Origin of the sequence: Cloacibacterium sp. Arc13, from assembly GCF_041431305.1 — a bacterium.
Classification (GTDB): Bacteria; Bacteroidota; Bacteroidia; order Flavobacteriales; family Weeksellaceae; genus Cloacibacterium; species Cloacibacterium caeni_B.
Genome location: NZ_JASMRM010000019.1, coordinates 20,225 through 44,212, shown reverse-complemented (window position 1 = coordinate 44,212; position 23,988 = coordinate 20,225). Strand labels below are relative to the sequence as shown.

The window sequence follows — 23,988 nt, the reverse complement described above, 5'->3', positions numbered from 1 at the left end:
AAATGTAAACATAAAAAAACCTGCAAAATGCAGGCTTTTCTTTTATTTTTTAGCAAGTAAATCTACTTGTTCGTAAATTTTTTTCTTGTATTGTTCTAATTCTTCGCCGTATTTTTCTAAAAATAATCGAGCAGTCATTCCATAAACCGCTTTATTAATGGTGGTAAAGTCTTTTTCGTTTTGCTTCATCAGCGTTTGATAATCTTCTGAAGAAAGTTCTGCTTTCTTTGATTTAATGTATTTTCTGATGTCAAAATAATATTTGCTAATTTCTAAATCTGCTTCATTGTTTTTAAACGAAGCATCATTCATGGTAAAATAGCTTTGATAATTATCGCTATCTCTTTTTACATTGTTAGAAGAATTTTGTTGCGCAAAAGAAAGTACAGAAAAAAGTATTGCGGAAAGTAATATTAGCTTTTTCATAATTTTTTGGATTTTATCAAAGATAATAAATATTTTTTGATTTGATGTTAACCTTTTGCTCTTTCTAATAAAACCATCATCATTAGGCTTAAACCACTAAAGTTTCATCTTCATCTGCAATGTCATTAAGTTGGTCTAACTGAAATTTTCTACCAAAAAATGAAGGCATTTTCCTCAAACGGTAAATTTCTTTCCCGTTATTATCATGAACGATATAAGTAGGATTGAAAAAATAACCTGTAAAAATTCCCAAAATTGGAATTTCGGTAAAGAATCCGTCTATAATTTTTACCCAAGCATTTTCTTCCTGAACTTTATATTTTTGGTTGTCAAAGGCATCCATTACAAAATAAGTAGCCTTCCAAATAGAGCGCATTCCTTTTCTGGCTATTTTTCCTAAATTCTTTCCAGTGTGGTCTGTTATCGCATAACTTGCGTTAAAATCTATCCATTGATTGGCTCTTATTCTGAAATTTTCCTGCGTTCTGCTTTCGTTATTGTAAACAACTACATCTTCTTTGAGTTTGAATAATTTTTGACGAACATAAGCCAAAGAATTGCCGTTTTTGTCAGAAATATTGAAATCACTCGCCAATGTAGAAATTTTAAATTTTAAAAATAGCGGATACTGAAGATTTTGCATAGAAATTTATTTTTGATAAAGATAATTTTAAATTTTCAAATTTTCAGATTTTCAAATTAAAAAGTACATTTGTATAATGAATTTTCCCAGTAAAGTTTTAGAAAAAGCCGTAGAAGAAATTTCTAGTTTGCCTGGTATTGGTAAAAAATCTGCATTGAGACTTGCTTTGCATTTGCTTCGCGTTCCAGAATCTCAAGGAATGGCACTAGGTAAAGCCATCCAAAAATTGGTAACGGACATTAAATATTGTCAGGAGTGTCATAATTTTTCAGATGAAGATATTTGCGAAATTTGCAGTAATCATAAGAGAAATGATGAGGTTTTGTGCATCGTAGAAGATGTAAGAGATGTAATGGCGATAGAAAATACAGCTAAATTTAATGGTAAATATTTGGTTTTGGGTGGTAAAATTTCTCCGATGGAAGGAATTGGGCCGCATCAATTGAATATTTCTTCTATTGAAAGAAAACTGAATGAAGGAAAAGTAAAAGAATTAATTTTTGCGCTTTCTGCAACCATGGAAGGAGATACCACAGCGTATTATTTATACAAAAAATTCAAAGGATTTCCGGTGACTTTTTCTACCATTGCTCGTGGAATTTCGGTAGGTGATGAATTGGAATATGCAGATGAAATCTCTTTGGGAAGAAGTATTGTGAACCGTTTGCCTTACAACGAAAAAATGTAATTTTTATAAAAATTTCACTGCATGATTTCTGTAATTATTCCTCTTTACAACGCCGAAAATACCATTCTAGCTGCACTAGATTCGGTGAAAAATCAAGAAGGGGATTTTGATTTTGAAATTTTGGTAATCAATGACGGTTCTACCGATAAAAGCGCTGAAAAAGTTCAACAATTCATAGATGAAAATCCTCAGTTAAAAATTCAATTAATTCATCAGGAAAACAAAGGCGTTTCTTGGGCTAGAAATGTAGGTTTGAAATTGGCAAAAGGAGAGTGGATTGCATTTTTAGATTCGGATGATGTTTGGTTGTCTCATAAAACCAAAGTAATGATGAAGGTTATAGCAAAAAACCCTGAAATAGATTTTCTAGCTTCGTTCAGAAATAATGAATTTATAGGATTTCCTTATCGATATAACAATCAAAACCTTACAGAAATTACGTTAAGAAAATTTCTTATTAGGTATATTGGTCAAACTTCTACCGCAATTTTCAGAAGAAAAGTATTAGGAAATACAGGCTATTTTGATGAAAATCAAAGGTTTGCAGAAGATGCGAATTATTGGCTTAGAATTTCTGAAAAAAATAAAATGTTCGTTTTAGGAGAAACGTTGGTGATTACGGGTTCAGGAAAGAAATCTTTCGGTGAATCTGGACTTTCGGGAAATCTTCCAGCAATGGAAAAAGGTTTTCAAAAAAATCTTAAAGAAATGCTTCATCAAAAAAGAATTTCGACAATAGAATATTTCTTTTTTTATTTGTTTTTCAAGTTAAAATACATCATCAGAATTATAAGAGCGAGAATATAATGAAACTTTCCATTATCATATTAAATTACAACGTAACGCAATGGTTAAGGAGTTGTCTTTTATCTATTGAAAAACATGTGTATGATATTGATTATGAGGTAATTGTGATTGATAATCAATCACCTGATTCTTCATGGAAAGATTTAATAATGGAGTTTCCTACAGTTAATTTTATAGAGAATTCATCCAATGAAGGTTTTGCTAAAGCCAATAATAAAGCTGTAAAAACTGCAAAAGGCGAATATATTTTATTGCTCAATCCAGATACAGAACTGGAAGGTAATTACATGAAAGAAATTTTGGATTTTGCAGATGCTCAAGAGAATTTAGGATGTCTTGGTGTGAGATTTCACGATTTGCAGGGCACTTTTTTACCAGAATGCAAGCGTTCTGTTCCTGATGTGTTTAATTCTTTTGAAAAATTATTTTCACCATTTCAGTCGAATCAGTCTTCCAAGAAAAATTATTACCGAAACGATATTGCAGAAACAGAAATTGCCCCCGTTGAAGTGATTACAGGTGCTTTTTTATTGATGAAAAGAGAATTGTATTTGGAAATTGGCGGTTTAGATGAATCGTATTTTATGTACGGAGAAGATATAGATTTGTGTTACACCTTGCTGAAAAAAGGTTATAAGAATTGGTATTACGGCAAACATTCTATTTTGCACATCAAAGGCGAAAGCACGGTAAAAGATGAAAAATACCTTTCTAACTTTTACGGAGCCATGCAGATTTTTATTGAGAAATATTACAAGAAACAATCACCGTTGCAATATCAGTTTTTAAAATTTGGACTGAAAGTTCGACACTTTATTGCAAAACTTCAACTCAAATAAAAAAGCGATTCAGAATTTCTGAATCGCTTTTTAAATATCGTAAATAATAAATTATTTCGTAGCAGTTGGTTTTTGAACCGGAGCTTGTGGAGCTGATTGAGCAGGAGCTTTAGCTTCTTTTTTCTCTGGTGCATTTACGTCTTTAATTTGTACGCTTGGCTTTGCAGTAAGCACTACGCTTAAGAAAATCAATGAAACAATGATAATCGCTAATACCCAAGTTGCTTTTTCCATAAAATCATTCGTTCTCTGTACGCCGAATTGTGCAGAAGAACCGCCAAACGTAGCAGATAAACCTCCACCTTTTGGGTTTTGTGCCATTACAATAATAACTAATAAAACACAAGCTATGATGATTAACACCATGAAAAGACTAAATATAGTACTCATCTTATATTAAAATTTTTGAGTTGCAAATGTAGTGATTATTTTTATAAAATTTGTAAAATATTATAAATTAATTTGTTGGTAAAGGTGCGCCAACTGGAATATCACATCTGTGACCAGGCTGTCCGTGTGCAGGATTCATTCCATCTGCTACAGTTGTAGAACCAGCGTTGTTTTCTGGTGCAGCAATAGGAGCAGTGGTAGTGGTTTGAATATCAGTGGTTTTTACAGTTGTAGGTTCTGCTTTTTTAGAATTTAGTGGAGCGCCAACTGGGATGTCACATCTGTGATTCGGTTGTCCGTGTGGAGGATTCATTCCCGGTGCAGTTGGTTGTGGTTGATTGACTGAAACTGTATTACTTTGTGGAGCAACAGGCGCAGAGTTGTTCATTATGATAGGCGCAGAATTCTGTGCATTTGTCACATTTGATGAATCAGAAGCACTTTTTTGCTCATAAGAAGCTAATTCAGGAGAAAGGGTTTCAGGAGTTTCATTTTTTTTCTGACAAGAAACCAAAGCGAGCGTTAGAATGACTAAATATATTTTTTTCATATTTTTATTTAAATCAAGACGTTAATATTAATTGGATAACTTTTAGTGGTAAATCTAAGTAAAATTTAGATTTAAAATTTAGAAATTCTATTGGGAGTAGTGTTAATTGTTTAACTCCGAATTTTACAAAATCTATTTTATCTGTAGTTTTTTATTTTCGATAAAATTCAATAGTTTTTAGTAGTTTGTTTCCAGTAATATTTAATTCTGTAATGTCAATATCAAACAATTTGTTTTTTTTAGTTACAATATTCAAATATTCGCTGTATGTTTTTCCAGAACTCAACCTTTCCATATTAATATCCTTAACTTCATCCCAACTAATGAATTTGCTTTCAAGGTTTATTCCTCTTGAGTTAATCAATATCTTTGTTTCAGTGTCAGAAAGTTTTCGAAGATAATATATTAAGTTTAGTGTGCCAATTATAACCAGAAAAATTGAAATTTTAATATTATTTTTTCCAAAGTATGAATAGAATGCAATTCCGAATATTATGATGACAATAATAAAATCAAAACCAATTGAAAATTTTGAAATTCCAATTTTGACTTCTTTATTTTTATTTAAGTTTTCCACTTTGTTTTGGTAAAATTGCAGTAACACCCAAATATACGTAAGTTATTTATATTTACAAGTTATTCTTAAAATCCACATGTCTCGGATTTCTATTCCATGACCATTACTTTAATCAATTCCTCATTCTATTAAAATAATTTCCAACTCCCATCTTCCAAACTCCATCTTCCAACTCCCAACAAATTTTCATAAATTCGCAGCAGAAAAATTTGCAGTAAAATATGGATTATTTGAAAGGATTAAACGAACCTCAGTATGAAGCAGTTACCACTTTGCACGGACCATTGATGGTTTTGGCAGGAGCTGGTTCTGGTAAAACGAGAGTTCTTACGATGAGAATTGCACATTTAATTACCAACGGAATTGATCCTTTTAATATTTTGGCGCTTACATTTACCAACAAAGCCGCAAAAGAAATGAAACTCCGTATTGCAAAAGTAGTAGGAGAAGGAAATGCCAAATCTCTTTGGATGGGAACTTTCCACTCTGTTTTTGCTAGAATTTTGAGAAGTGAAGCGCATTTTCTTGGTTTTCCTTCTAATTTTACTATTTATGATACACAAGATTCTCTCAATGTTCTCAAAAAAGTCTTGAAAGACCTCAATATTGACCAAGAATTATACAAACCTAAAAAAGTTCAAGCTAGAATTTCTAGCTATAAGAACAATCTTATCACGGTTCGTGCCTATCAGAATAATCCAGAATTAATCGAAGCAGACGAACGTGCCAACATGAAATACATTGGCAAAATCTACGAGAAATATGTAGAGCAGTGTTTCAGAAACGGCGCGATGGATTTTGATGATTTACTCTTGAGAACCAACGAGTTATTGACCAGATTTCCAGAGGTTCTGGCGAAATATCAAGACCGTTTCAGATATATTCTGGTAGATGAGTATCAGGATACTAACCATTCTCAATATTTGATTGTAAAAGCACTTTCGTCAAAATTCGAAAATATTTGTGTGGTAGGAGATGATGCACAGTCCATTTACTCTTTCCGTGGTGCAAATATTTATAATATTTTGAACTTCAAGAAAGATTATCCAGACGCCAAAACCGTTTCTCTGGAGCAGAATTACCGTTCTACGCAGAATATCGTGAACGCTGCGAATGTGGTCATTGCCAGAAACAAAGAACAGTTCAAGAAAAATGTATTCAGTGATAATGAAGTGGGCGATAAAATAAAGGTTTTCAGAGCACTTTCAGATGCAGATGAAGCCAATTTTGTGGCGAATAATATTTGGGAACAGCACAACGCGTACCAAAGAAAATTTACAGATTTTGCGATTCTTTACAGAACTAATTCCCAGACCAGAGCTTTCGAAGATGCACTGAGACGTAAAAATATTCCGTACAGAGTTTATGGCGGTTTAAGTTTTTACCAAAGAAAAGAAATTAAAGATTTGGTGGCGTATTTAAGACTTTTGGTCAATGAAAATGACAGCGAAGCTTTGCTTAGAGTCATCAATTATCCCACTCGTGGAATTGGAGAAACCACTCAGAATAAATTGATAGTTTTTGCAGATTCACAGAATGTGAGTTTGGCAAACGTTTTAGATAATTTAGGAATTTATGCACCACATTTAGGTTTTAACAATGGCGTGATTTCTAAGTTGGCAGATTTTTGGAGCATGATTAAAGCCTTCCAAGTGATGCTAAAAACCGAAAATGTGTACACTGTTGCAATGGAAGTTGCCCAAAGAAGTGGTTTAATCAAGTTTTTGAAAGACGACCAAACTCCTGAAGGAATTTCTAGAGTAGAAAACGTGCAGGAACTCATGAACTCTATGCAAGGTTTCATAGAGGAGCAACAACAGTTAGAAGACGGAGACCCAAGTTTATCTAATTTCCTAGAAAATATCGCACTTTCTACCGACCAAGACAAGAAATCTGAAAACGAAGACCAAGTTTCTTTGATGACGATTCACTTGTCAAAAGGATTGGAGTTTCCAGTAGTTCATTTAGTAGGTTTAGAAGAAAATTTGTTCCCAAGTTTTATGAGTTCTTCCACGCGTGAAGAGTTGGAAGAAGAGCGAAGATTGTTCTACGTAGCTTTAACCAGAGCCGAAAAACAGGTGTTCTTTTCTTATGCCGTTTCCAGATTTCAATGGGGAAAAATTACAGATGCAGAACCTTCCAGATTTTTAAGCGAGGTTGACGAAGAATATATAGAATTCTTAAATCCAGCCGTAGAAAGCAGATTTGTAAATAAATCGGGATTAAGTTCAGATATTTTTGGTGATAATTCTTTTGAGCCGAGAACTTTCAAAAAAATTGAAAAGAAGAAACTTTCTTCTTCTGAACCTGAATCTTTGCCTTTACCTAAAAAATTAAAACCGGTTGCTTCAGCAAAAATCATCAATCCGAGCGGAAATTCTTCTCAAGATATTGAAGTAGGAGACAGAGTTCGTCATGATAGATTTGGAGTTGGTGAAGTAGTTTTCCTTGATGGAACCGACCCAGAAAATATTAAAGCTAAAGTGAAATTTGTAACTGAAGGAGAAAAAAATCTAATCCTGAAATTTGCAAAATTGACGAAACTATAAACGCAAAAACGTGCATATTTGCACGTTTTTTATTTTTAATCAGAATTTCTAATTGTTCTTTGCGAAAAATCTTTGAGTCTTTGCGTGAAATTTATAAACTTTATTTCACCAATTCTTCAAAAAGTCTGTCAAAAGTTTTGTCCAAATCTTTAGATTTCCCAGGATGAGGTCTCGAGGTTTGAATTACGGCACTTCTTACTGCAGTGAGCCAACGAAAACGTTCAGGAATATCTAGCAAAGCTATTGGTCCGCCTTCTTTTTCGCCTTTGGCAACTTTTTGGAAGTTTTCCAGATTTTTAAAAACTTCATCGTAGTCTAATTTGCTGTGCATCAGTTGGAATTTGTCTTTACAGAGATAAAATTCTACTCTTATGTATTTCTCTTTCTTAGAAAACATTACCAATCCTATGTTGAAAAATTCTTCTCTTTCAACTTTCGGAACAAGTCTTATGACTGCGTATTCGTAAATTTTATCCTCTTGCATTTTTGGCTTCGTTTAAAAAGATTTCTGAATGTTCTAATCTGGTTTTCAAGAAATTAAAATAAATTTCTCGTATTTCTTCTGGCGATTCATCGGCGTCATTCCATTGCAACCAATCTTCAGGAATTAAATTCACAATCGTTCTGAAAACGTCATCATTTAAAACCGATTTTGCAAATGCATCTGCTTCGTCTAATTGAATGGCCTGTGGAAGCAAAACGTGGTCTTTTACATATTTGAAAGGCGTTTTCGCAGCTGCATCAAAATTTTGCCATGAATGATGGAAGTAAAAAGAAGCTCCATTATCAATCACCCAAAGTTCTTTGTGCCACCAAAGCAAATTGGTATTCTTGAAAGTACGATCAATATTGGTAATAAACGCATCGAGCCAAACAATTTTTGAAGCTAAAAGTGCATCGATTTTCATGCTTGGATCGTATACAATAGCTCCAGAAAGATAATGCAAACCTAAGTTTAAACCTTCTGAAAATTTCAATAAATCCTGAATTTCTTCATCGGCTTCGGTTCTCCCGAAATCTACATCCAGATTTGCAAAAACCAATTCTGGAATTTTCAAACCTAGAATTTCAGCGATTTTTCCGCCCAAAAGTTCAGAGATCAGCATTTTAACACCGTGACCAGCGCCTCGGAATTTCAAAACGTATTTAAAATCATCATCCGCTTCTGCTAATGCAGGTAAACTTCCGCCTTCGCGCAGCGGAAGAATGTAACGCATTACCGTAACGTTCCTTAAATTCAAATCTTTCATTGAGTCAAAAATACGATTTATTTATAAAAATCGGATGAAAATCCTTCCAACTTTCAGCCCAAAAAACTTTTTACTTGGTTCTTTTTACTTGGCTCTTTTTATTACCTTTGTTTTATGACAAATTCTGACAAAAGACTTTTTCTCATCGATGCTTATGCGATGATTTTCCGCGGTTATTACGCCCTGATTAGAAATCCTAGATTAACATCTAAAGGTTTTGATACGTCTGCTATTTTTGGATTTACCAATTCATTAATTGAGTTGATTAGAAGAGAAAAACCTACACATTTGGCTGTGGTTTTTGATGTAGGAAAAGAAAATGTGAGAACCGCAGATTTTACAGAATACAAAGCCAATAGAAGTGACACTCCAGAAGCGATTAAAAATGCAGTTCCCTATATTCACAGAATTTTAGAAGCCATGCATATTCCAATTTTGGGAGTAGAAGGTTATGAAGCAGATGACGTGATAGGAACCATTGCCAATAAAGCCGAAAAAGAAGGGTACACCACGTTTATGGTAACGCCAGATAAGGATTTTGCGCAGTTGGTTACCGACAAAATTAAAATCTACAAACCGGGTTTAAAAGGTGGCGATGTAGAAATTTTAGGCGTGGAAGAAGTTAAAGCCAAATACGAAATTGAAGACCCGAAACAGGTGATAGATTTCTTGGCGATGATGGGAGATGCCGTGGATAATATTCCAGGATTAGAAGGAGTGGGCGAAAAGACTGCTATGAAATTTTTGAAAGAATTTGGCAGCATAGAAAATCTTTTGGCAAACACCGACCAGCTAAAAGGAAAACTCAAAGAAAAAGTTGAAAACTCTGCAGAAAGAGGGATTTTGTCAAAAAAATTGGCAACGATTATTTGTGATGTTCCCGTTGAATTTCACCAAGAGCAATACGATTTAGATATTCCAGATTTCGAAAAAGTTCGTGAGATTTTTGACGAAATAGAATTCAGAAGGTTGTATGAAAATCTGTACAGAGCGTTTCATAATGAGCAACCAGCAATCAGCAATCAGCAATCAGCGAATGAAAGTGATTCAAAACCAGTCTCGCAGAAAGCGGAAAGCGGAAAGCAGAATGCTCTACAATTAGACCTTTTCGCAGATTTCGAAGCTTTAGAACAATCAACTTCTACTACGCTCAATATCGAAACTACGGATAAAATGTATCAATATATCGATACCGAAAAAGCTCAGAAAATTTTAGTCAAAAATCTTTTGGCGCAAAAAGTAGTTTGTTTTGATACAGAAACCACTTCTCTTAATGAGATGGAAACCGAACTCATCGGGATGAGTTTTTGTTACAGAAAAGGACTGGCTTATTACATTCCGATTTCTGAAAACCAAGAAGAAGCGAAGAAAACGTTAGAAATTTTCCGTCCGTTTTTTGAGAAAAAAGAGATTTTAAAAATTGCTCACAATCTTAAATTCGATTATAAAGTTCTGAAACATTACGGTGTGGAAGTAGAAGGAGCGATTTTTGACACCATGATTGCTCATTATCTTCTGAATCCAGACGGAAGACACGGAATGGATTATCTTTCAGAGATTTACCTCAATTATAAGCCTGTTTCTATTGAAAGTTTAATTGGCAAAAAAGGCAAGAACCAAGGAACTTTGCGTGATGTTTCGCTAGAAGAACAAACGAGTTACGCTGCGGAAGATGCAGATGTAACGTTTCAATTATACGAAATTTTTGCGCCTCAACTGAAAAAAGAAGGAGTAGAAGATTTGTTTTACCACATCGAAATGCCATTAATGCGTGTTTTAGCCAAAATGGAATTTGCGGGAATTTCTTTAGACGAAAATTGGTTGATTCAAGAAAGCAAGGACTTAGAAAACGACCTGAAAAACCTTGAAACCAAAATTTTTGAGCTCTGTGGAGAAGAATTTAACATGAATTCTCCGAAACAACTCGGCGAAATTTTATTCGAAAAGTTAAAACTAGACCCAAAAGCGAAAAAAACCAAAACTGGTCAATACGCTACTTCGGAAGATATTTTGCAGAAATTGGCTTCTAAACATGAGATTATACAATACATTTTAGAATACAGAACCTACCAAAAATTGAAATCAACGTATGTAGACGCATTGCCGAATCAGATTGACAAAGACACGAAAAGAGTACATACCAACTTTTCGCAAACTACAGCTGCTACAGGAAGATTGGCTTCTCTAAACCCGAATTTACAGAACATTCCGATTAGAACTTTGCGTGGTCAACAAATTCGTGGAGCTTTCGTGGCAGATGAAGGAAACAAACTTATTTCTGCCGATTATTCTCAGATAGAATTGCGCTTGATTGCAGAAATTTCTGGCGAAGAAAATATGATTAAAGCTTTCCAAAATGGCGAAGATATTCACGCTTCTACTGCGGCAAAATTATTTAAAATCCCAATCGAAGAAGTGACGAAAACGCAGCGTTCACAGGCCAAAACCGTGAATTTTGGAATTATTTATGGTCAAGGTGCGTTTGCTTTGGCAGAGCAAACTGGACTTTCACGAACGGAAGCAAAACAACTCATCGATTCTTACTACGAAACGTATCCGAAATTGAAAGAATTTATGGCAGAACAAGTTGCGAAAGCCAGAAAATTAGGATATGTAGAAACAATTTTGGGCAGAAAACGTCATTTGCAAGACATCAATTCTAATAATTTTGTGGTAAAAGGTCACGCCGAAAGAAATGCGGTAAACGCACCGATTCAAGGTTCTGCTGCAGATATTATCAAATTGGCGATGATTAAAATTCAGGAAGTTCTAGAACAGGAACATCTGAAAACCAAAATGCTCTTGCAAGTGCATGACGAATTGGTTTTTGAAGCACCAGAAAACGAAGTAGAAACCGCCAAAAAACTGATTAAAGAAAATATGGAAAACGCCTACAAAACCGAAGTTCCTTTATTGGTGGAAGTTGGCGTGGGTGAAAATTGGTTAGAAGCGCATTGATTTTGAGTGGGAGAATGGTAGAGTTAGAGAGTGGTAGAGTTGGAGAGTTTGCTTTTCTAAAAAAATCAAAATTTATTTTTAAAAATTGCTTATTAGAAGCAAAAGGCTTGTAGAAAAAATTTAGATTTTGAAAAGAAATTCGGTAGGAATGATAGATTTTTAAGATTTGAAATTTACTCCAAACATTAGAGTTTAAAATATGTTTTTGCTTATTAGAAGCAAAAGGTTTGTAGAAAAAAATGTAGATTTTGAAAGGAAGTTCCGTAGGAACGACAGATAATTTGAGGTTTTGAATTTATTCCAAACATTAGAGTTTAAAATATGTTTTTGCTTCGTAGAAGCAAAAGGTTTGTAGAAAAAAATGTAGAATTTGAAAGGAAGTTCCGTAGGAACGACAGAAATTTGAGGTTTGGAATTTATTCCAATAACAAGTATTGGTTTCAATAGGAACGGGCTTTAGCCCGTTTTCAAAATAAAAAAAATCAATTCGCTTTAGCCAAAATTTAAAAAATACCAAATACCAAATACCAAATACCAAAATACTAATTACTAATCAAAAAAAAATATGAAAACAGTAGTTCTTTACGAAACCTCTCCAGATACGACTATGGAGAAAATGATGGAAGTTTTTCCTGCGCATCAAGCCAATGAAGAAATCTTTGTAAAAGCTGGGAAAATTCTAGGAATTGGTCCGTTTGCAATTCCGGGAGAAGGAGCGATGGCAATTTTCACCGACAGAGAATCTGCCGAAGAATTTGTAAAAGGCGACCCTTTTGTAACCACAGGTTTGGTATCGAAAGTAATCATCAAAGAATGGCATGACGAATTAATGTAATCCATGAAGTTTCTCATTATAATTCCCGCTCACAACGAAGAAAAAAACATACTTCCGTGTTTAGAATCTCTGAAAAATCAGACGTTTCAGGATTTTAAATGCGTCATTGTAAACGATGGTTCTACCGATAAAACTCAAGAAATTGTAGAAAAATTTTTAGAAAATAATTTAAAATTTAGAATCTATAATCTAAAATTATCAAAGCACGAACCCGGTGCAAAAGTCGTGAGAACCTTCAATAAAGGTTTAGAAACTGAAAATTTAGAAAATTTTGATGTGGTTTGTAAGTTTGATGCAGATATTATTTTCCCTGAAAATTATTTAGAAAAAGTAAACGAAGTTTACGAAAAAAATCCAAAAGCAGGTATGGTTTCTGGTTTGGTTTATATTAAAAAAGGCTTCGACTCCGCTCAGCCTGACAAAAAAGACTTTACAACTTCACAACTTTACGATTTTACCCACCAAAATGAATGGACTTTCGAAAACCTGTCTTCCAAAAATCACGTTCGAGGCCCGATAAAATCCTATCGCAAAGAACTTTTCCAGAAAATGAACGGCTTGAGAGCGGTACTCGGTTGGGATAATATAGATGTGATGCTGTGTAAAATGCACGGATTTGAAACGGTAACACTTCAAGAACTTTGGGTGAAACATCTTCGCCCAACTGCCTATAAATACAAATCTCAAAAAGCCCAGAAATTGGGAGAATATTTCTATAATATTGGGCTTAATTTTCCATTAGCTGCTATTTCTTCGGCAAAATCTTCTTTGAAAAATAAATCGATTTCTGAGTTTTTTATCACCATGAAATCTTTTTTAAATCAAAAAAATGAAAGGATTTTAACCAATGAAGAAATTGCATTTATCAGAAATTTGCGTTGGAGTGAAATGTTTAAAAAAATTATGAAATCATAAAATATGAAAAATCTACAAATACTCTTTTTACTATTCTTCGGATTGTTTTCCGCACAAAAAAAAGCAGATTTAATTGTTTACAATGCAAAAATTTATACGGTAAATCAAAATTTTGATGTTGCAGAAGTCATGGCGATTTCCAAAGGAAAAATTGTAGCTATTGGAGGAAAAGAAATTCTAAAAAATTATACTGCTACTCAAAAAATTGATGCTCAACAAAAGCCAATTTATCCGGGTTTTATAGATGCGCATTGCCATTTTACAGGTTATGCAACAGATCGTTGGAAAAGTGATTTGGTTGGCACTAAATCTTGGGAAGAAATTGTAGAAAAAATCAAAAAATACAGCGAAACAGCTCCTAAATTTTGGTTGTACGGAAGAGGTTGGGATCAGAATGATTGGGCAGTAAAAGAATATCCGACCAAAGAAAAATTAGATGAATTGTTTCCTAATCGTCCGGTTTATTTAAAAAGAGTGGATGGTCACGCTGCAATCGCCAATCAAAAAGCCTTGGATTTGGCTAAAATTACAACCGAAACTAAAGTTTTAGGAGGAGATATTGAACAGAAAAACGGAAAATTAACCGGAATTTTAGTTGATAATGCCATGGATTTGGTAGAAAAAGTGATTCCAGAGATTGAAGATGATTTGGCCATCAAATATTTCGGGGAGTTGCAAAAAGAATGCATTGCTTTCGGTTTAACTTCGCTTCATGATTGCGGAATTTCTGAGCATACTTTGTCGCTTTTAGAAAAATCTCAGAAGCAAAAAGTGTTAAAAATGAATGTTTTTGCGCTTTTAAGTGACAATCCTGATTATTATGAAAAATGGACTAAAAAAGGTCGCTATACGAACGGAAAAATCACAGTTGGCGGTTTTAAAGTTTATGCAGACGGAGCTTTGGGAAGTAGAGGAGCATGTTTGTTAAGCGATTATCACGATAAACCGAAATGGAGAGGTTTTCTATTGAGCGAAAAATCACATTTTGAAAATTTAGCTAAAAAATTGGTTAAGAGTGATTTACAGATGTGTACTCACGCGATTGGTGATTCTGCCAACCGAGAAATTCTGAAAATTTATGGTGATGTTCTAAAAGGTAAAAATGATAAAAGATGGAGAATAGAACACGCGCAAATTGTAAATCCAAATGATTTTCAATATTTTGGAAAATATAATATTGTTCCGTCTGTTCAGCCAACTCATGCTACTTCAGACATGTATTGGGCGGAAGAAAGATTGGGAAGTGAACGCATTAAAACAGCGTATGCTTATCAAGATTTGTTGAAACAAAACGGTTGGGTTGCATTGGGAACTGATTTTCCTGTGGAAGACATCAATCCGTTTAAAACGTTTTTGGCTTCAGTTGCCAGAAAAGATGCACAGAATTATCCTGAAAATGGTTTCCAAAAAGAGAATGCTTTAACCAGAGAACAAACATTGCGTGGAATGACGATTTGGGCAGCAAAATCGGTTTTTCAAGAGAAAGAAAGAGGAAGTTTAGAAGTAGGAAAAAATGCAGATTTTATTATTTTAAGTCAGAATTTAATGACAGTTAACGAAAGAGATATTTTAAAAACACAAGTTTTGCAAACCTTTGTTGATGGTAAAAAAGTTCATCAAGAAAATGAGAGAAAGAGATTTGGTTTAGTTGAAATAATTAATGACACAAAAAAATAAAAGATATTTATTTTGTAGGGACAAGTCGAGACTTGTCCAAAATTCTGAAAAAATTTTAAATAAAGATAGATAGAATTTGAAAAAAATCGCTTACATAGAAATCGATACTCACGCTGAAATTGCGCTGAATTTTATGGAATTAATGAATGATTCCAAAGCATTTTCTGTGGATTATTATTTCAGCGAAAAAATTTTGAGATTCTTAGGCTTCGCTCAGAATGACAAATTACCTGAAAATATCAAAAAAGCAACTCCAGAAAATCTTATCCAACAACTATCAACCGACAACTATGAACTCATTATCATCGGAACAGTCCATCGCTATTTCAATGTTTTTGAGAAAATTGCAGAAAAATTCAACACTTCGATTATTTGTCATAATTTGAATTTTGTGAAAGCTTCAAACTTTGATTTGTTGAGTTCTATTTTCAAAGAAGATTTTCAATATCGTTTGAAATTATTGTTGAAAGAAGGTTTGTTGAGGAAATCAAAAGTCTATCAAAAAGCAAAAAATCTTTTGGTTTTAGACCGAGGCTTCGAGAACTTCGTTCGTAAACCTTTAGTTTATGCTCAGTCTGACAAATATAAATTCTTACCGATTTTTTACACCAAATTTTCTGAAAAACCAAATAATCCAATATTCACAATAGTTATTCCAGGAGCAGTTTCGCAGAAAAGAAGAGATTACGAAAGGGTTTTGAAATCAATTAAAATATTCCATTTTCCTTTAGAAATTATATTCCTTGGAAAAGCGCAAGGAAAAGAGTTAGAAATGCTTCAAAATTTTGAACAATCAAAACCAGAAAATATTTCCATAAAATATTTCAAAGAAAAGGTTCCACAAGATGTTTTTGATGATTATATGCAAAAAGCAGATGTTTTGTGGTGCCCAATTCAGCAGGAAACAGAGTTTTTTAGTCAAAAAGAACTCTATGGAATAACCAAAATGAGCGGAAACATTGGCGATGCTGTTAAATTCGGAAAATCGGCGATTTTTCCAGAAAATTATCCTTCGAATTATTCGTTTATTATTCCAGAAAAAGGAAGTTTAGGAGATTTTCTATTTATCAAAAAAGATGTAGATTTTTCAGAATTTAGCAAAGAAAAAGTCTTACAAGAGCTAGAAAAAACTATTTTTGCACTCTTATAATTCATTCATGAAATTCTATCAACTTCTCACAGAAGCGTCACAATATATCATTCCTCAGTTGTATAAACAGAGGTTTTTTAAGAAACAGAATCAACTTTCTCGCGAAAATATTATTTCCAGAAAAGTAGAACCGGAATTGCTTTGGTTGACCGAATTTCTTCCTAAAGATGCAGTTTTTATAGATGTTGGCGCAAATGTGGGACATTTTATTTATCAATTAGAATATCATCTTTTTCCTCAAAATATTTATGCTTTTGAACCGAATAAATCTTTGAACAGAAGATTGAAAAGGCTATTTCCGAAGGTTAAATTGTTTTCGGTGGCTTTGTCAGACGAAAATACGGTGGCAGAATTTAAAATTCCAGTTTTGAAAGGTGAAAAAGTGAATTCCAGAGGAACTTTGCAGACGGATTTCAGAGAAGAAAACGAAGAAAAAACCATTATTCAAAAGGTAAAAGTGGTAAAACTAGATGATTTTAACCCAATTCAAAAATTAGAAAAAGTAGATTTCATCAAAATAGATGTAGAAGGAAACGAGATGAAAACACTTTTCGGAGCGAAGGAAACAATTTTGAAATTTAAACCAACGGTAATGGTGGAAATGGAACAGCGTCATCACCAAGAACCTGTTTGGAACTTGATTTCGGAAGTGGAAAATTGGGGTTTCGAAGCGCATTATTTAGAAAGAAATACTTTTGAATTGAAAAAACTGACAGAAGAGTTTATCAAATCTCAAAATGCTATCTTTGTAAAAGATTACGAAAATTACATTAACAATATTATATTTATTGTAAAGTCGTAAAATCGTAAAGTTGTAAAATGGTTAAGATGTTTTTCCGACTCAGTTATTTTACAGTTTCACGACTTTACAAATCAACAAATCAACAACTTAAAAAAGAATGAGCGTAGTAGCCAGACAAAGTTTTAAATATTCTATCATAGGATACCTTGGTTTTTTACTGGGAACTGTTTCTGCTATTTTCATATTTCCGTTTGATATGGTTTTCTACGGGAAACTGCGTTTCGTTTTATCGGCTACCTTAATGTTGGTTCCTTTTGTGGTTTTCGGGTTGAGTTATTCTAATGTTTACTTTTTCGGGAAAGCCAAAGAAGAAGGGAAGCATCAAAATCTTTTTAGCCTTTCTTTAATTGGAGTTGGGATTAATTTCTTGATTTTTTTACTCGGATTTTTCGCATTTTTCTATATTTTTTCCTCATTTCAGGAAGATTCTGAATTGTGGGATATGAAGCGATTGATTTTGCCAATGGTTTTGGTGATGTCGCTTTCCGCAGTTTTTAACCGATATATTTCTAATTTCAAAAGAATCGTTGTTCCGAATATTTTTGAAAATATTTTCCCAAAATTAGCCAATCTTGGAGCGTTTTGTCTGTTCTTTTTCTTAGGAACTTCTGAAAAAATCTCATATGCATTTTTCTTAGGCGTTTTTGTGCTCGGATTGATTGGTTATGTTTTGTATACCAATAAATTAGAAAAAATAGAGCCAGATTTCAGTACAGATTTTGTTAAAAAAGACAAACTTTGGAAAGAAATCTTGAATTATAGTTTCTATGGATTTTTAGGAAATTTAGGGAGTTTCTTAGCACTGAATATTTCCAATTATATGATTGGTGAAAAGCTTTCATTCGAAGAAAACGGAATTTACAGCACGGTTTTTTCGGTGGTACAACTCATCAGTATTCCTTCGATGGGATTGTATAATATTTCTGCGCCAATTATTAGTAAGCATTTTGCAGACAACACCATTAAAGAACTCGATGTTTATTATAAAAAAACCTCACTGAGTTTATTTTTTCTAGGTTTGGTGTTATTTTCTTGTATTGCAGTTGGTTACCCTTATCTCACGGATTTTATGCCAAAATCTGGAAAATTATTACTGGAAGCGCAACCGTTGGTTTGGGTAATTGGTTTTGCACTGTTGTTTGAATTGGCAACAGGTTTTAACAGTCACATTATTTCCATGTCAAAATATTATCGATTTAATATTTATGTGATGTTGTTTTTGGCGGTTCTTACCACGAGTCTCAACTTTTATTTCATCAATAAAACCAGTTTAGGAATTCTGGGAATTTCTATTTCTTACGCCGTTTCATTGACGATATTTAACTTAACCAAAATTGCATTCAACTACTATCAATTCAAGGTTTCTCCTTTTACGATAGAAATGTTGTACAGTGTAATTTTAGCAACTTTAGCCATTTCTGTAGCGATTGTTTTACCTAATTTTTCAAATAGTTTTTTGAATTTGGTATACAAACCAGCTTTGGTTTTGATTATTTTCTTTGTAGGTAATCACTTTATGAGAATTTATCCTTTAGATAAATTTTTAACTAAAGATTTTCTAAAGTCACTTTTTAAGTTTTAAAGAATCCCAAATCTAAAATCGTAAATATTCAAGGCAATCTTTTTCTGCCTCTACTTTTGCCAAAGCAAGAAAAAGTCGGGCTATTCGTTACAATCTTTTATTTTTCCATTTGTCAAAGAAAAATAAAAGGATTTTCACTTCTATCCCTATTGCAGAAATATATACCTTTTAACCAAATTTACCCTCCAAAATTCCTAAAATTTCTGTAAATTTGCGACTTACAACAAGTTATGGAAAGCATACAAATTCACGACAAATCTTTCGTGCCTTACCTAAAGCACGACGAACTTCAAGAAATCGTAAAAAATCTTGCAGAAAAAGTTTACGAAGATTATAAAGATGAAACGCCTGTTTTTATCGGGGTTTTGAATGGTGTAATCATGTTTTTTTCTGATTTTCTAAAATATTATCCGGGGAAATGCGAATTGGCATTTATCCAAATGTCTTCTTATTCAGGAACACAATCTACAGGGATTGTTTACAAGAAAATGGACTTGACAAAAGAAGTAGAAGGAAGACACATTATCTTAATGGAAGATATTGTAGATACAGGAAATACCATCGAGAGTTTATATAATTATTTCGAAAATACACAGAGACCAAAATCTCTAAAAGTGGCAACACTTTTACTGAAATCAGAAGTCTATAAAAAAGATTTCAAAATACATTATGTAGCGAAAGAAATTCCTAATAAATTCGTGTTGGGTTATGGATTAGATTATGATGAATTAGGAAGAAATTTACCAGATTTGTACCAATTAGAAGATGGTAGAATAAATCATTAATGTTTTTTGCTTTCTGCAATCAGCAATCAGCAAAAAAACTAATAATCAAAATGCGTGATTATAAAAAATATGATATTTGGAAATTGAGTCATTTATTGACTTTAGAAGTTTATAAAATAACTGAAAGTTTTCCAAAAGAAGAAATATTTGGGCTTACATCACAGATTAGAAGAGCATCAAGTTCTATAGGAATAAATATAGTTGAAGGTTGTGGTAGAGGAAGTGATGAAGATTTTAAAAGATTTTTGAGAAACGCATCTGGTTCTGCATTTGAAGTAGAATATATACTTTTGCTCTCAAAAGATTTGAATTATATATCAGAAGATAAATTTTTAGAATTAAGTCCCAAAGCTGAAGAATTAAAAATGAAGATTTCTAAACTCATTCTGAAAATTGAAGAAGATATCAATAAAAAGAAAGTAGGTAAATAATATTAACCATTAAAAATTGGCATTGCAAAGCTGAAAGCTGAAAGCAGATTGCCGAATGCTAAAAAATGATAAACATCGTTCTATTCGGTCCTCCAGGAAGTGGTAAAGGAACCCAAGCGCAAAACCTAATTGAAAAATTTAACCTTAAACAAATTTCTACAGGTGATTTGTTCCGTTTTAATATGAAAAATGATACGGAATTAGGAAAATTGGCTAAATATTATATTGACAAAGGAGAATTGGTTCCAGACCAAGTAACCATTGATATGTTAGTAGATGAGCTTAAAAAAACTACAGATACTAATGGTTTTATTTTCGATGGTTTCCCAAGAACTTCTTACCAAACTGAAGTTTTAGACCAAATTGTAAAAGAACAATTAAATTCAGAAATTTCTGTATGTCTTTCACTCGTTGTAGAAGACGAAATCTTAGTGCAAAGATTAGTAAAAAGAGGTGAAACTTCTGGAAGAGTAGATGATAGTGAAGAAAGCATCATCAGACACAGAATAGAAGAATATTATACTAAAACTGCTGAAGTAGCAGAACTGTATAAAAAACAAGGCAAATATGTAGAAATTAATGGAGTAGGAGAAATCTCTGAAATTTCTGAAAAACTTTTTGCCGAAGTAGAAAAAATAAAATAATGCAATCTGCGATCAGCAATCCGCTTTCAGCGTAAAATTTTAAAAGCAGATTGCTTAAAGCTGAAAGCCGAAAGCAAAAAAATATGAGCAATTTTGTAGATTACGTAAAAATACATTGTAAATCAGGTCACGGTGGTGCAGGTTCTGCGCATCTTCGTAGAGAAAAATATATTCCCAAAGGTGGACCTGATGGTGGCGATGGAGGAAGAGGAGGACATGTTATTATGAGAGGAAATGCTCAGGAATGGACATTGCTTCCGCTTCGTTATACCCGTCATGTAAAGGCAGAACGCGGCGAAAATGGTGGCAAGAACCAATTGACTGGAGCTTATGGAGCAGATGTTTACATTAATGTTCCTATTGGTACCATTGCCAAAAATGAAGAAGGCGAGATTATTGGAGAAATCATGGAAGATGGACAAGAAATCATCATCATGAAAGGAGGAATGGGTGGTCTTGGAAACGAGCATTTCAAATCTTCTACCAATCAAACTCCGAGATATGCACAACCAGGAATGCCCGGTGAAGAAGGTTACGTAGTTTTTGAACTCAAAATTTTAGCAGATGTAGGATTAGTTGGTTTTCCAAATGCTGGAAAATCTACACTTTTAGCTGCTGTTTCTGCGGCAAAACCAAAGATCGCAGATTACGCCTTTACTACTTTGACTCCCAATTTAGGAATTGTAGAATACAGAAATTTCAAGTCTTTTGTAATGGCAGATATTCCCGGAATTATTGAAGGAGCTGCAGAAGGAAAAGGTCTTGGTCACAGGTTTTTAAGACATATTGAGCGAAATTCTATCTTGCTTTTTATGATTCCTGCCGATTCTGAAGATCATTACAAAGAATATCAAATTCTACTGAATGAACTAGAAGAATATAATCCAGAATTAATTGATAAAGACATCATCGTTTCTATTTCTAAATCTGATTTGCTAGATGATGAATTGAAAAAAGAAATCGCAGCAGAGTTTCCAGAAAAACTCAAACCGCTTTTCTTTTCAGGAGTTACCCAAGAAGGTTTGGTAGAACTGAAAGACGTTATCTGGAAAAAATTACACGGATAAAAAAATAAAGAAAGCGTTCATTTTTGAGCGCTTTTTTCATTTATTTCTAAAAGACTATCTTTGTCCCATTATTCGCGGCATTCTTTAGCCAAAGTAGAAGATACTTTTTCAAATATCTGTAAATATTTCACAGATTTTTTGAGCAAAAAATGTTGAAGTAAAATACTTCGCCCGCACACATTTTTAAAATTTAAACATTTGTTATTTACAGATTTACAATTGATTAAGCCCATCCTTGATGCGCTTACCCAAGAAGGTTATGAAAAACCAACACCTATTCAATCACAAGCGATTCCACATTTATTAGAAGGCAAAGACTTACTAGGAACTGCTCAAACAGGAACTGGAAAAACTGCTGCATTTGCCATTCCTATTTTGCAAAATCTTCATCATAAAAACACCAAAAATCATCAAATTAAAGCATTAATTCTTACGCCAACCAGAGAATTAGCGATTCAAATTGAAGAAAGCTTCAAAGCTTACGGAAGAAATTTACCTTTGAAAACATTGGTGATTTTTGGAGGTGTAAAACAAGGCGCTCAAGAACAAGCTCTGAAAAAAGGGGTTGATATTTTGGTAGCCACTCCAGGAAGATTACTCGATTTTATCAATCAAGGTATTATTTCGCTTAAAAATTTAGAAATTTTTGTTTTGGATGAAGCCGATAGAATGCTCGATATGGGTTTTGTTCACGATGTGAAAAGAGTAGTAAAGTTGCTTCCGCCGAAAAGACAAACTTTGTTTTTCTCAGCGACTTTTCCTAAAGAAATTCAAGAATTGGCGAATTCTATGCTTCATAAGCCTGTAAAAGTAGAGGTTGCGCCTGTTTCTTCAACTGCTGACACGATTAATCAATCGATTTATTTTGTAGAAAAAGACGATAAATTAGATTTGTTGACACATATTCTTCAAGATGATAAATTAGACCAAGTATTGGTTTTTGCCAGAACAAAACACGGTTCTGATAAAATCGCCAGAAAACTTCATAAAAGCAATATTTCAGCCGAAGCTATTCATGGAAATAAATCTCAAAATGCCAGACAAACCGCGCTGAGTAATTTCAAAAATAAGAAAACAAGAGTTTTAGTAGCGACTGATATTGCAGCGAGAGGAATTGACATTGACGACTTAAAATACGTGATTAATTTTGAGCTTTCAGACGTTTCTGAAACTTACGTTCACCGAATTGGTAGAACGGGAAGAGCGGGAGCAGAAGGTACTTCTATTTCGTTTGTAGATGGTCTTGATTTAGTGAACTTGAGAAATACTGAGAAACTGATTGGTAAGAAAATTCCTGTGGTGAAAGATCATCCTTTTCATCCTGAAAAATTAGTTGAGCAAAAAAGAGATTCAAACAATAAACCTTTTGTTCCTAAACCAAAACCTCAGAAAAAAGAAGACATTAACTTTAAAAAACCGAAAAAGAAAGTTTTTTATAGAAAGAAATAGGTTTTCACGCAATGACGCAAATATTTTTCGCAATGTGCGCAAAGATTATTTATAAAAAAGACCGTAATGAAATTCATTGCGGTCTTTGCTTTTCTTCTGCGTCTTTGCGTGAAATTACTTCCCGAAAATACGATGTGCGTTTTCGGTAGTGATTCTATCAATTTCTGCAAAATCTTTATTGTAAATATTGACGAGTTTCCCAACGACCAAATCCAGGTAAGAACTTTCATTTCTTTTTCCACGGTGCGGAACTGGTGCCAAATAAGGCGAATCTGTTTCCAGAACAATTTTTTCTAAAGGAATTTCATGTAAAAATTGGTCGATTTTACCATTTTTAAAAGTAACAACGCCGCCAATTCCGAGAAGGAAATTCAAATCTATCGCTCGTTTTGCTTGTTCTAAATTTCCAGAAAAACAATGGAAAATTCCTCTTAATTTCGGGTGTTTTTTACGTTCTAAAACTTCAAAAGTTTCATCAAAACTTTCTCTGGTATGAATGACAATCGGTAAATCTCTTTCAATTGCCCAATCTATCTGTTTTTCAAAAGCTTTTATTTGAATATCAAGTGTAGTTTTGTCCCAATACAAATCAATTCCGATTTCACCAATGGCTGGGAAACTTCTTTGATTCAAATAATTTTCTACAATTTCTAATTCTTTTTTCCACGTTTCTGGTTTTACATAACAAGGATGCAATCCCATCATTGCGAAAATTTGATTGGGAAATTCAGCTTCCAAATCAAGCATTTTTTCGTGTGATTCTGAATCTATGGCAGGTAAATAAAATTCGGTAACGCCCTTATTAATGGCGCGATGAATCATTTCTGCTCTGTCTTCATCAAATTCTTCTGAATATAAGTGTGTATGTGTGTCAATCATTATTTACAAATTTATTTGTATTTTGTCATTCTGAACGAAATAAAATGGAGTGAAGAATCTCTTGTGAATAGATTCTTCATTTCGCTATGCTCCAT

General features: G+C 33.4%; 24 protein-coding genes. 16 read left to right on the top strand and 8 right to left on the bottom strand.

Annotation, left to right across the window (positions count from 1 at the left end; translation table 11 throughout):
• Positions 1-42: 42 nt before the first annotated feature.
• On the bottom strand, positions 43-426 hold the full coding sequence (locus tag QO190_RS12160; protein ID WP_371463746.1) for a hypothetical protein: 384 nt from the start codon (positions 424-426) through the stop codon (positions 43-45).
• Positions 427-514: 88 nt separating this feature from the next.
• Complete coding sequence (locus QO190_RS12155) at positions 515-1,069, bottom strand: hypothetical protein (protein ID WP_371463744.1); 555 nt, start codon at positions 1,067-1,069, stop codon at positions 515-517.
• 76 nt (positions 1,070-1,145) lie between these two features.
• Between QO190_RS12155 and recR the strand changes: the two genes are divergently transcribed.
• The 3 genes from recR to QO190_RS12140 are packed head-to-tail and all read left to right on the top strand — an operon-like array spanning position 1,146 to position 3,403.
• Positions 1,146-1,757: a recombination mediator RecR gene (gene recR / locus QO190_RS12150; RefSeq protein WP_104792366.1), complete on the top strand. Its 612-nt coding sequence runs from the start codon at positions 1,146-1,148 to the stop codon at positions 1,755-1,757.
• 21 nt (positions 1,758-1,778) lie between these two features.
• On the top strand, positions 1,779-2,564 hold the full coding sequence (locus QO190_RS12145) for a glycosyltransferase family 2 protein (RefSeq protein WP_371463742.1): 786 nt from the start codon (positions 1,779-1,781) through the stop codon (positions 2,562-2,564).
• A complete protein-coding gene (locus QO190_RS12140; RefSeq protein WP_371463740.1) occupies positions 2,564-3,403 on the top strand; it encodes a glycosyltransferase family 2 protein in 840 nt (279 codons plus the stop codon). Before QO190_RS12145 ends, QO190_RS12140 begins: the two co-directional genes overlap by 1 nt.
• Before the next feature lie 51 nt (positions 3,404-3,454).
• Here the strand turns inward: QO190_RS12140 and secG are convergent, their stop codons facing one another.
• From secG to QO190_RS12125, 3 genes are all read right to left on the bottom strand, one after another.
• A complete protein-coding gene (gene secG, locus QO190_RS12135; protein WP_069799356.1) occupies positions 3,455-3,793 on the bottom strand; it encodes a preprotein translocase subunit SecG in 339 nt (112 codons plus the stop codon).
• Positions 3,794-3,860: 67 nt separating this feature from the next.
• A complete protein-coding gene (locus QO190_RS12130) occupies positions 3,861-4,343 on the bottom strand; it encodes a hypothetical protein (RefSeq protein ID WP_371463738.1) in 483 nt (160 codons plus the stop codon).
• Between the two features lie 151 nt (positions 4,344-4,494).
• On the bottom strand, positions 4,495-4,920 hold the full coding sequence (locus QO190_RS12125; protein WP_371463736.1) for a hypothetical protein: 426 nt from the start codon (positions 4,918-4,920) through the stop codon (positions 4,495-4,497).
• Positions 4,921-5,141: 221 nt separating this feature from the next.
• On the opposite strand from QO190_RS12125, the gene QO190_RS12120 reads away from it, so the two are divergent.
• Complete coding sequence (locus tag QO190_RS12120) at positions 5,142-7,469, top strand: ATP-dependent helicase (protein WP_371463237.1); 2,328 nt, start codon at positions 5,142-5,144, stop codon at positions 7,467-7,469.
• A gap of 100 nt (positions 7,470-7,569) precedes the next feature.
• On the opposite strand, the gene QO190_RS12115 is transcribed toward QO190_RS12120, so the two are convergent.
• Positions 7,570-7,953, bottom strand: a complete 384-nt coding sequence (locus tag QO190_RS12115) for a DUF3037 domain-containing protein (RefSeq protein WP_371463236.1) — start codon at positions 7,951-7,953, stop codon at positions 7,570-7,572.
• Positions 7,940-8,719: a HipA family kinase gene (locus tag QO190_RS12110; RefSeq protein ID WP_371463235.1), complete on the bottom strand. Its 780-nt coding sequence runs from the start codon at positions 8,717-8,719 to the stop codon at positions 7,940-7,942. Before QO190_RS12110 ends, QO190_RS12115 begins: the two co-directional genes overlap by 14 nt.
• A 114-nt stretch (positions 8,720-8,833) precedes the next feature.
• Here QO190_RS12110 and polA point away from each other — a divergent pair, with 114 nt between their 5' ends.
• The 12 genes from polA to QO190_RS12050 all read left to right on the top strand — a co-directional run bounded on the left by polA (position 8,834) and on the right by QO190_RS12050 (position 23,014).
• On the top strand, positions 8,834-11,677 hold the full coding sequence (polA, locus tag QO190_RS12105; RefSeq protein WP_371463233.1) for a DNA polymerase I: 2,844 nt from the start codon (positions 8,834-8,836) through the stop codon (positions 11,675-11,677).
• Between the two features lie 565 nt (positions 11,678-12,242).
• The gene (locus QO190_RS12100; RefSeq protein ID WP_371463231.1) at positions 12,243-12,512 is read left to right on the top strand and encodes a YciI family protein; all 270 of its coding nucleotides are present in this window, start codon (positions 12,243-12,245) and stop codon (positions 12,510-12,512) included.
• Between the two features lie 3 nt (positions 12,513-12,515).
• The gene (locus QO190_RS12095) at positions 12,516-13,427 is read left to right on the top strand and encodes a glycosyltransferase family 2 protein (RefSeq protein ID WP_371463229.1); all 912 of its coding nucleotides are present in this window, start codon (positions 12,516-12,518) and stop codon (positions 13,425-13,427) included.
• Positions 13,428-13,430: 3 nt separating this feature from the next.
• Positions 13,431-15,104, top strand: coding sequence for an amidohydrolase (locus QO190_RS12090; protein ID WP_371463228.1), 1,674 nt, complete (start codon positions 13,431-13,433; stop codon positions 15,102-15,104).
• Positions 15,105-15,180: 76 nt separating this feature from the next.
• Positions 15,181-16,254, top strand: a complete 1,074-nt coding sequence (locus tag QO190_RS12085; protein WP_371463227.1) for a hypothetical protein — start codon at positions 15,181-15,183, stop codon at positions 16,252-16,254.
• A 7-nt stretch (positions 16,255-16,261) separates the two neighbouring features.
• Positions 16,262-17,056: an FkbM family methyltransferase gene (locus tag QO190_RS12080; RefSeq protein ID WP_371463225.1), complete on the top strand. Its 795-nt coding sequence runs from the start codon at positions 16,262-16,264 to the stop codon at positions 17,054-17,056.
• A gap of 97 nt (positions 17,057-17,153) precedes the next feature.
• Positions 17,154-18,638 carry a lipopolysaccharide biosynthesis protein gene (locus QO190_RS12075; RefSeq protein WP_371463223.1) on the top strand — a complete coding sequence of 495 codons (1,485 nt, stop codon included), beginning with the start codon at positions 17,154-17,156 and terminating at the stop codon, positions 18,636-18,638.
• 230 nt (positions 18,639-18,868) lie between these two features.
• Complete coding sequence (locus QO190_RS12070; RefSeq protein ID WP_371463221.1) at positions 18,869-19,423, top strand: phosphoribosyltransferase; 555 nt, start codon at positions 18,869-18,871, stop codon at positions 19,421-19,423.
• 50 nt (positions 19,424-19,473) lie between these two features.
• Positions 19,474-19,854 (top strand): four helix bundle protein, encoded by a 381-nt coding sequence (locus QO190_RS12065; protein WP_371463219.1) that lies wholly within the window; start codon positions 19,474-19,476, stop codon positions 19,852-19,854.
• A 65-nt stretch (positions 19,855-19,919) separates the two neighbouring features.
• Complete coding sequence (locus QO190_RS12060; RefSeq protein ID WP_371463218.1) at positions 19,920-20,498, top strand: adenylate kinase; 579 nt, start codon at positions 19,920-19,922, stop codon at positions 20,496-20,498.
• 83 nt (positions 20,499-20,581) lie between these two features.
• Positions 20,582-21,565, top strand: coding sequence for a GTPase ObgE (obgE, locus tag QO190_RS12055; protein ID WP_069797613.1), 984 nt, complete (start codon positions 20,582-20,584; stop codon positions 21,563-21,565).
• Positions 21,566-21,763: 198 nt separating this feature from the next.
• Positions 21,764-23,014 carry a DEAD/DEAH box helicase gene (locus QO190_RS12050; protein ID WP_371463217.1) on the top strand — a complete coding sequence of 417 codons (1,251 nt, stop codon included), beginning with the start codon at positions 21,764-21,766 and terminating at the stop codon, positions 23,012-23,014.
• Between the two features lie 114 nt (positions 23,015-23,128).
• Here QO190_RS12050 and QO190_RS12045 read toward each other — a convergent pair whose 3' ends face one another.
• Positions 23,129-23,893: a TatD family hydrolase gene (locus QO190_RS12045; protein ID WP_371463215.1), complete on the bottom strand. Its 765-nt coding sequence runs from the start codon at positions 23,891-23,893 to the stop codon at positions 23,129-23,131.
• Between the last annotated feature and the right edge of the window lie 95 nt (positions 23,894-23,988).

Coding starts and splice junctions, on each gene's coding strand:
- QO190_RS12065 (WP_371463219.1), top strand. CDS start 19,474: ATGCGTGATTATAAAAAATATGATATTTGGAAATTGAGTCATTTATTG.
- polA (WP_371463233.1), top strand. CDS start 8,834: ATGACAAATTCTGACAAAAGACTTTTTCTCATCGATGCTTATGCGATG.
- QO190_RS12100 (WP_371463231.1), top strand. CDS start 12,243: ATGAAAACAGTAGTTCTTTACGAAACCTCTCCAGATACGACTATGGAG.
- QO190_RS12045 (WP_371463215.1), bottom strand. CDS start 23,893: ATGATTGACACACATACACACTTATATTCAGAAGAATTTGATGAAGAC.
- QO190_RS12080 (WP_371463225.1), top strand. CDS start 16,262: ATGAAATTCTATCAACTTCTCACAGAAGCGTCACAATATATCATTCCT.
- recR (WP_104792366.1), top strand. CDS start 1,146: ATGAATTTTCCCAGTAAAGTTTTAGAAAAAGCCGTAGAAGAAATTTCT.
- QO190_RS12160 (WP_371463746.1), bottom strand. CDS start 426: ATGAAAAAGCTAATATTACTTTCCGCAATACTTTTTTCTGTACTTTCT.
- QO190_RS12110 (WP_371463235.1), bottom strand. CDS start 8,719: ATGAAAGATTTGAATTTAAGGAACGTTACGGTAATGCGTTACATTCTT.
- QO190_RS12060 (WP_371463218.1), top strand. CDS start 19,920: ATGATAAACATCGTTCTATTCGGTCCTCCAGGAAGTGGTAAAGGAACC.
- QO190_RS12090 (WP_371463228.1), top strand. CDS start 13,431: ATGAAAAATCTACAAATACTCTTTTTACTATTCTTCGGATTGTTTTCC.
- QO190_RS12070 (WP_371463221.1), top strand. CDS start 18,869: ATGGAAAGCATACAAATTCACGACAAATCTTTCGTGCCTTACCTAAAG.
- QO190_RS12130 (WP_371463738.1), bottom strand. CDS start 4,343: ATGAAAAAAATATATTTAGTCATTCTAACGCTCGCTTTGGTTTCTTGT.
- QO190_RS12155 (WP_371463744.1), bottom strand. CDS start 1,069: ATGCAAAATCTTCAGTATCCGCTATTTTTAAAATTTAAAATTTCTACA.
- QO190_RS12145 (WP_371463742.1), top strand. CDS start 1,779: ATGATTTCTGTAATTATTCCTCTTTACAACGCCGAAAATACCATTCTA.
- QO190_RS12140 (WP_371463740.1), top strand. CDS start 2,564: ATGAAACTTTCCATTATCATATTAAATTACAACGTAACGCAATGGTTA.
- QO190_RS12075 (WP_371463223.1), top strand. CDS start 17,154: ATGAGCGTAGTAGCCAGACAAAGTTTTAAATATTCTATCATAGGATAC.
- QO190_RS12120 (WP_371463237.1), top strand. CDS start 5,142: ATGGATTATTTGAAAGGATTAAACGAACCTCAGTATGAAGCAGTTACC.
- obgE (WP_069797613.1), top strand. CDS start 20,582: ATGAGCAATTTTGTAGATTACGTAAAAATACATTGTAAATCAGGTCAC.
- QO190_RS12115 (WP_371463236.1), bottom strand. CDS start 7,953: ATGCAAGAGGATAAAATTTACGAATACGCAGTCATAAGACTTGTTCCG.
- QO190_RS12095 (WP_371463229.1), top strand. CDS start 12,516: ATGAAGTTTCTCATTATAATTCCCGCTCACAACGAAGAAAAAAACATA.
- secG (WP_069799356.1), bottom strand. CDS start 3,793: ATGAGTACTATATTTAGTCTTTTCATGGTGTTAATCATCATAGCTTGT.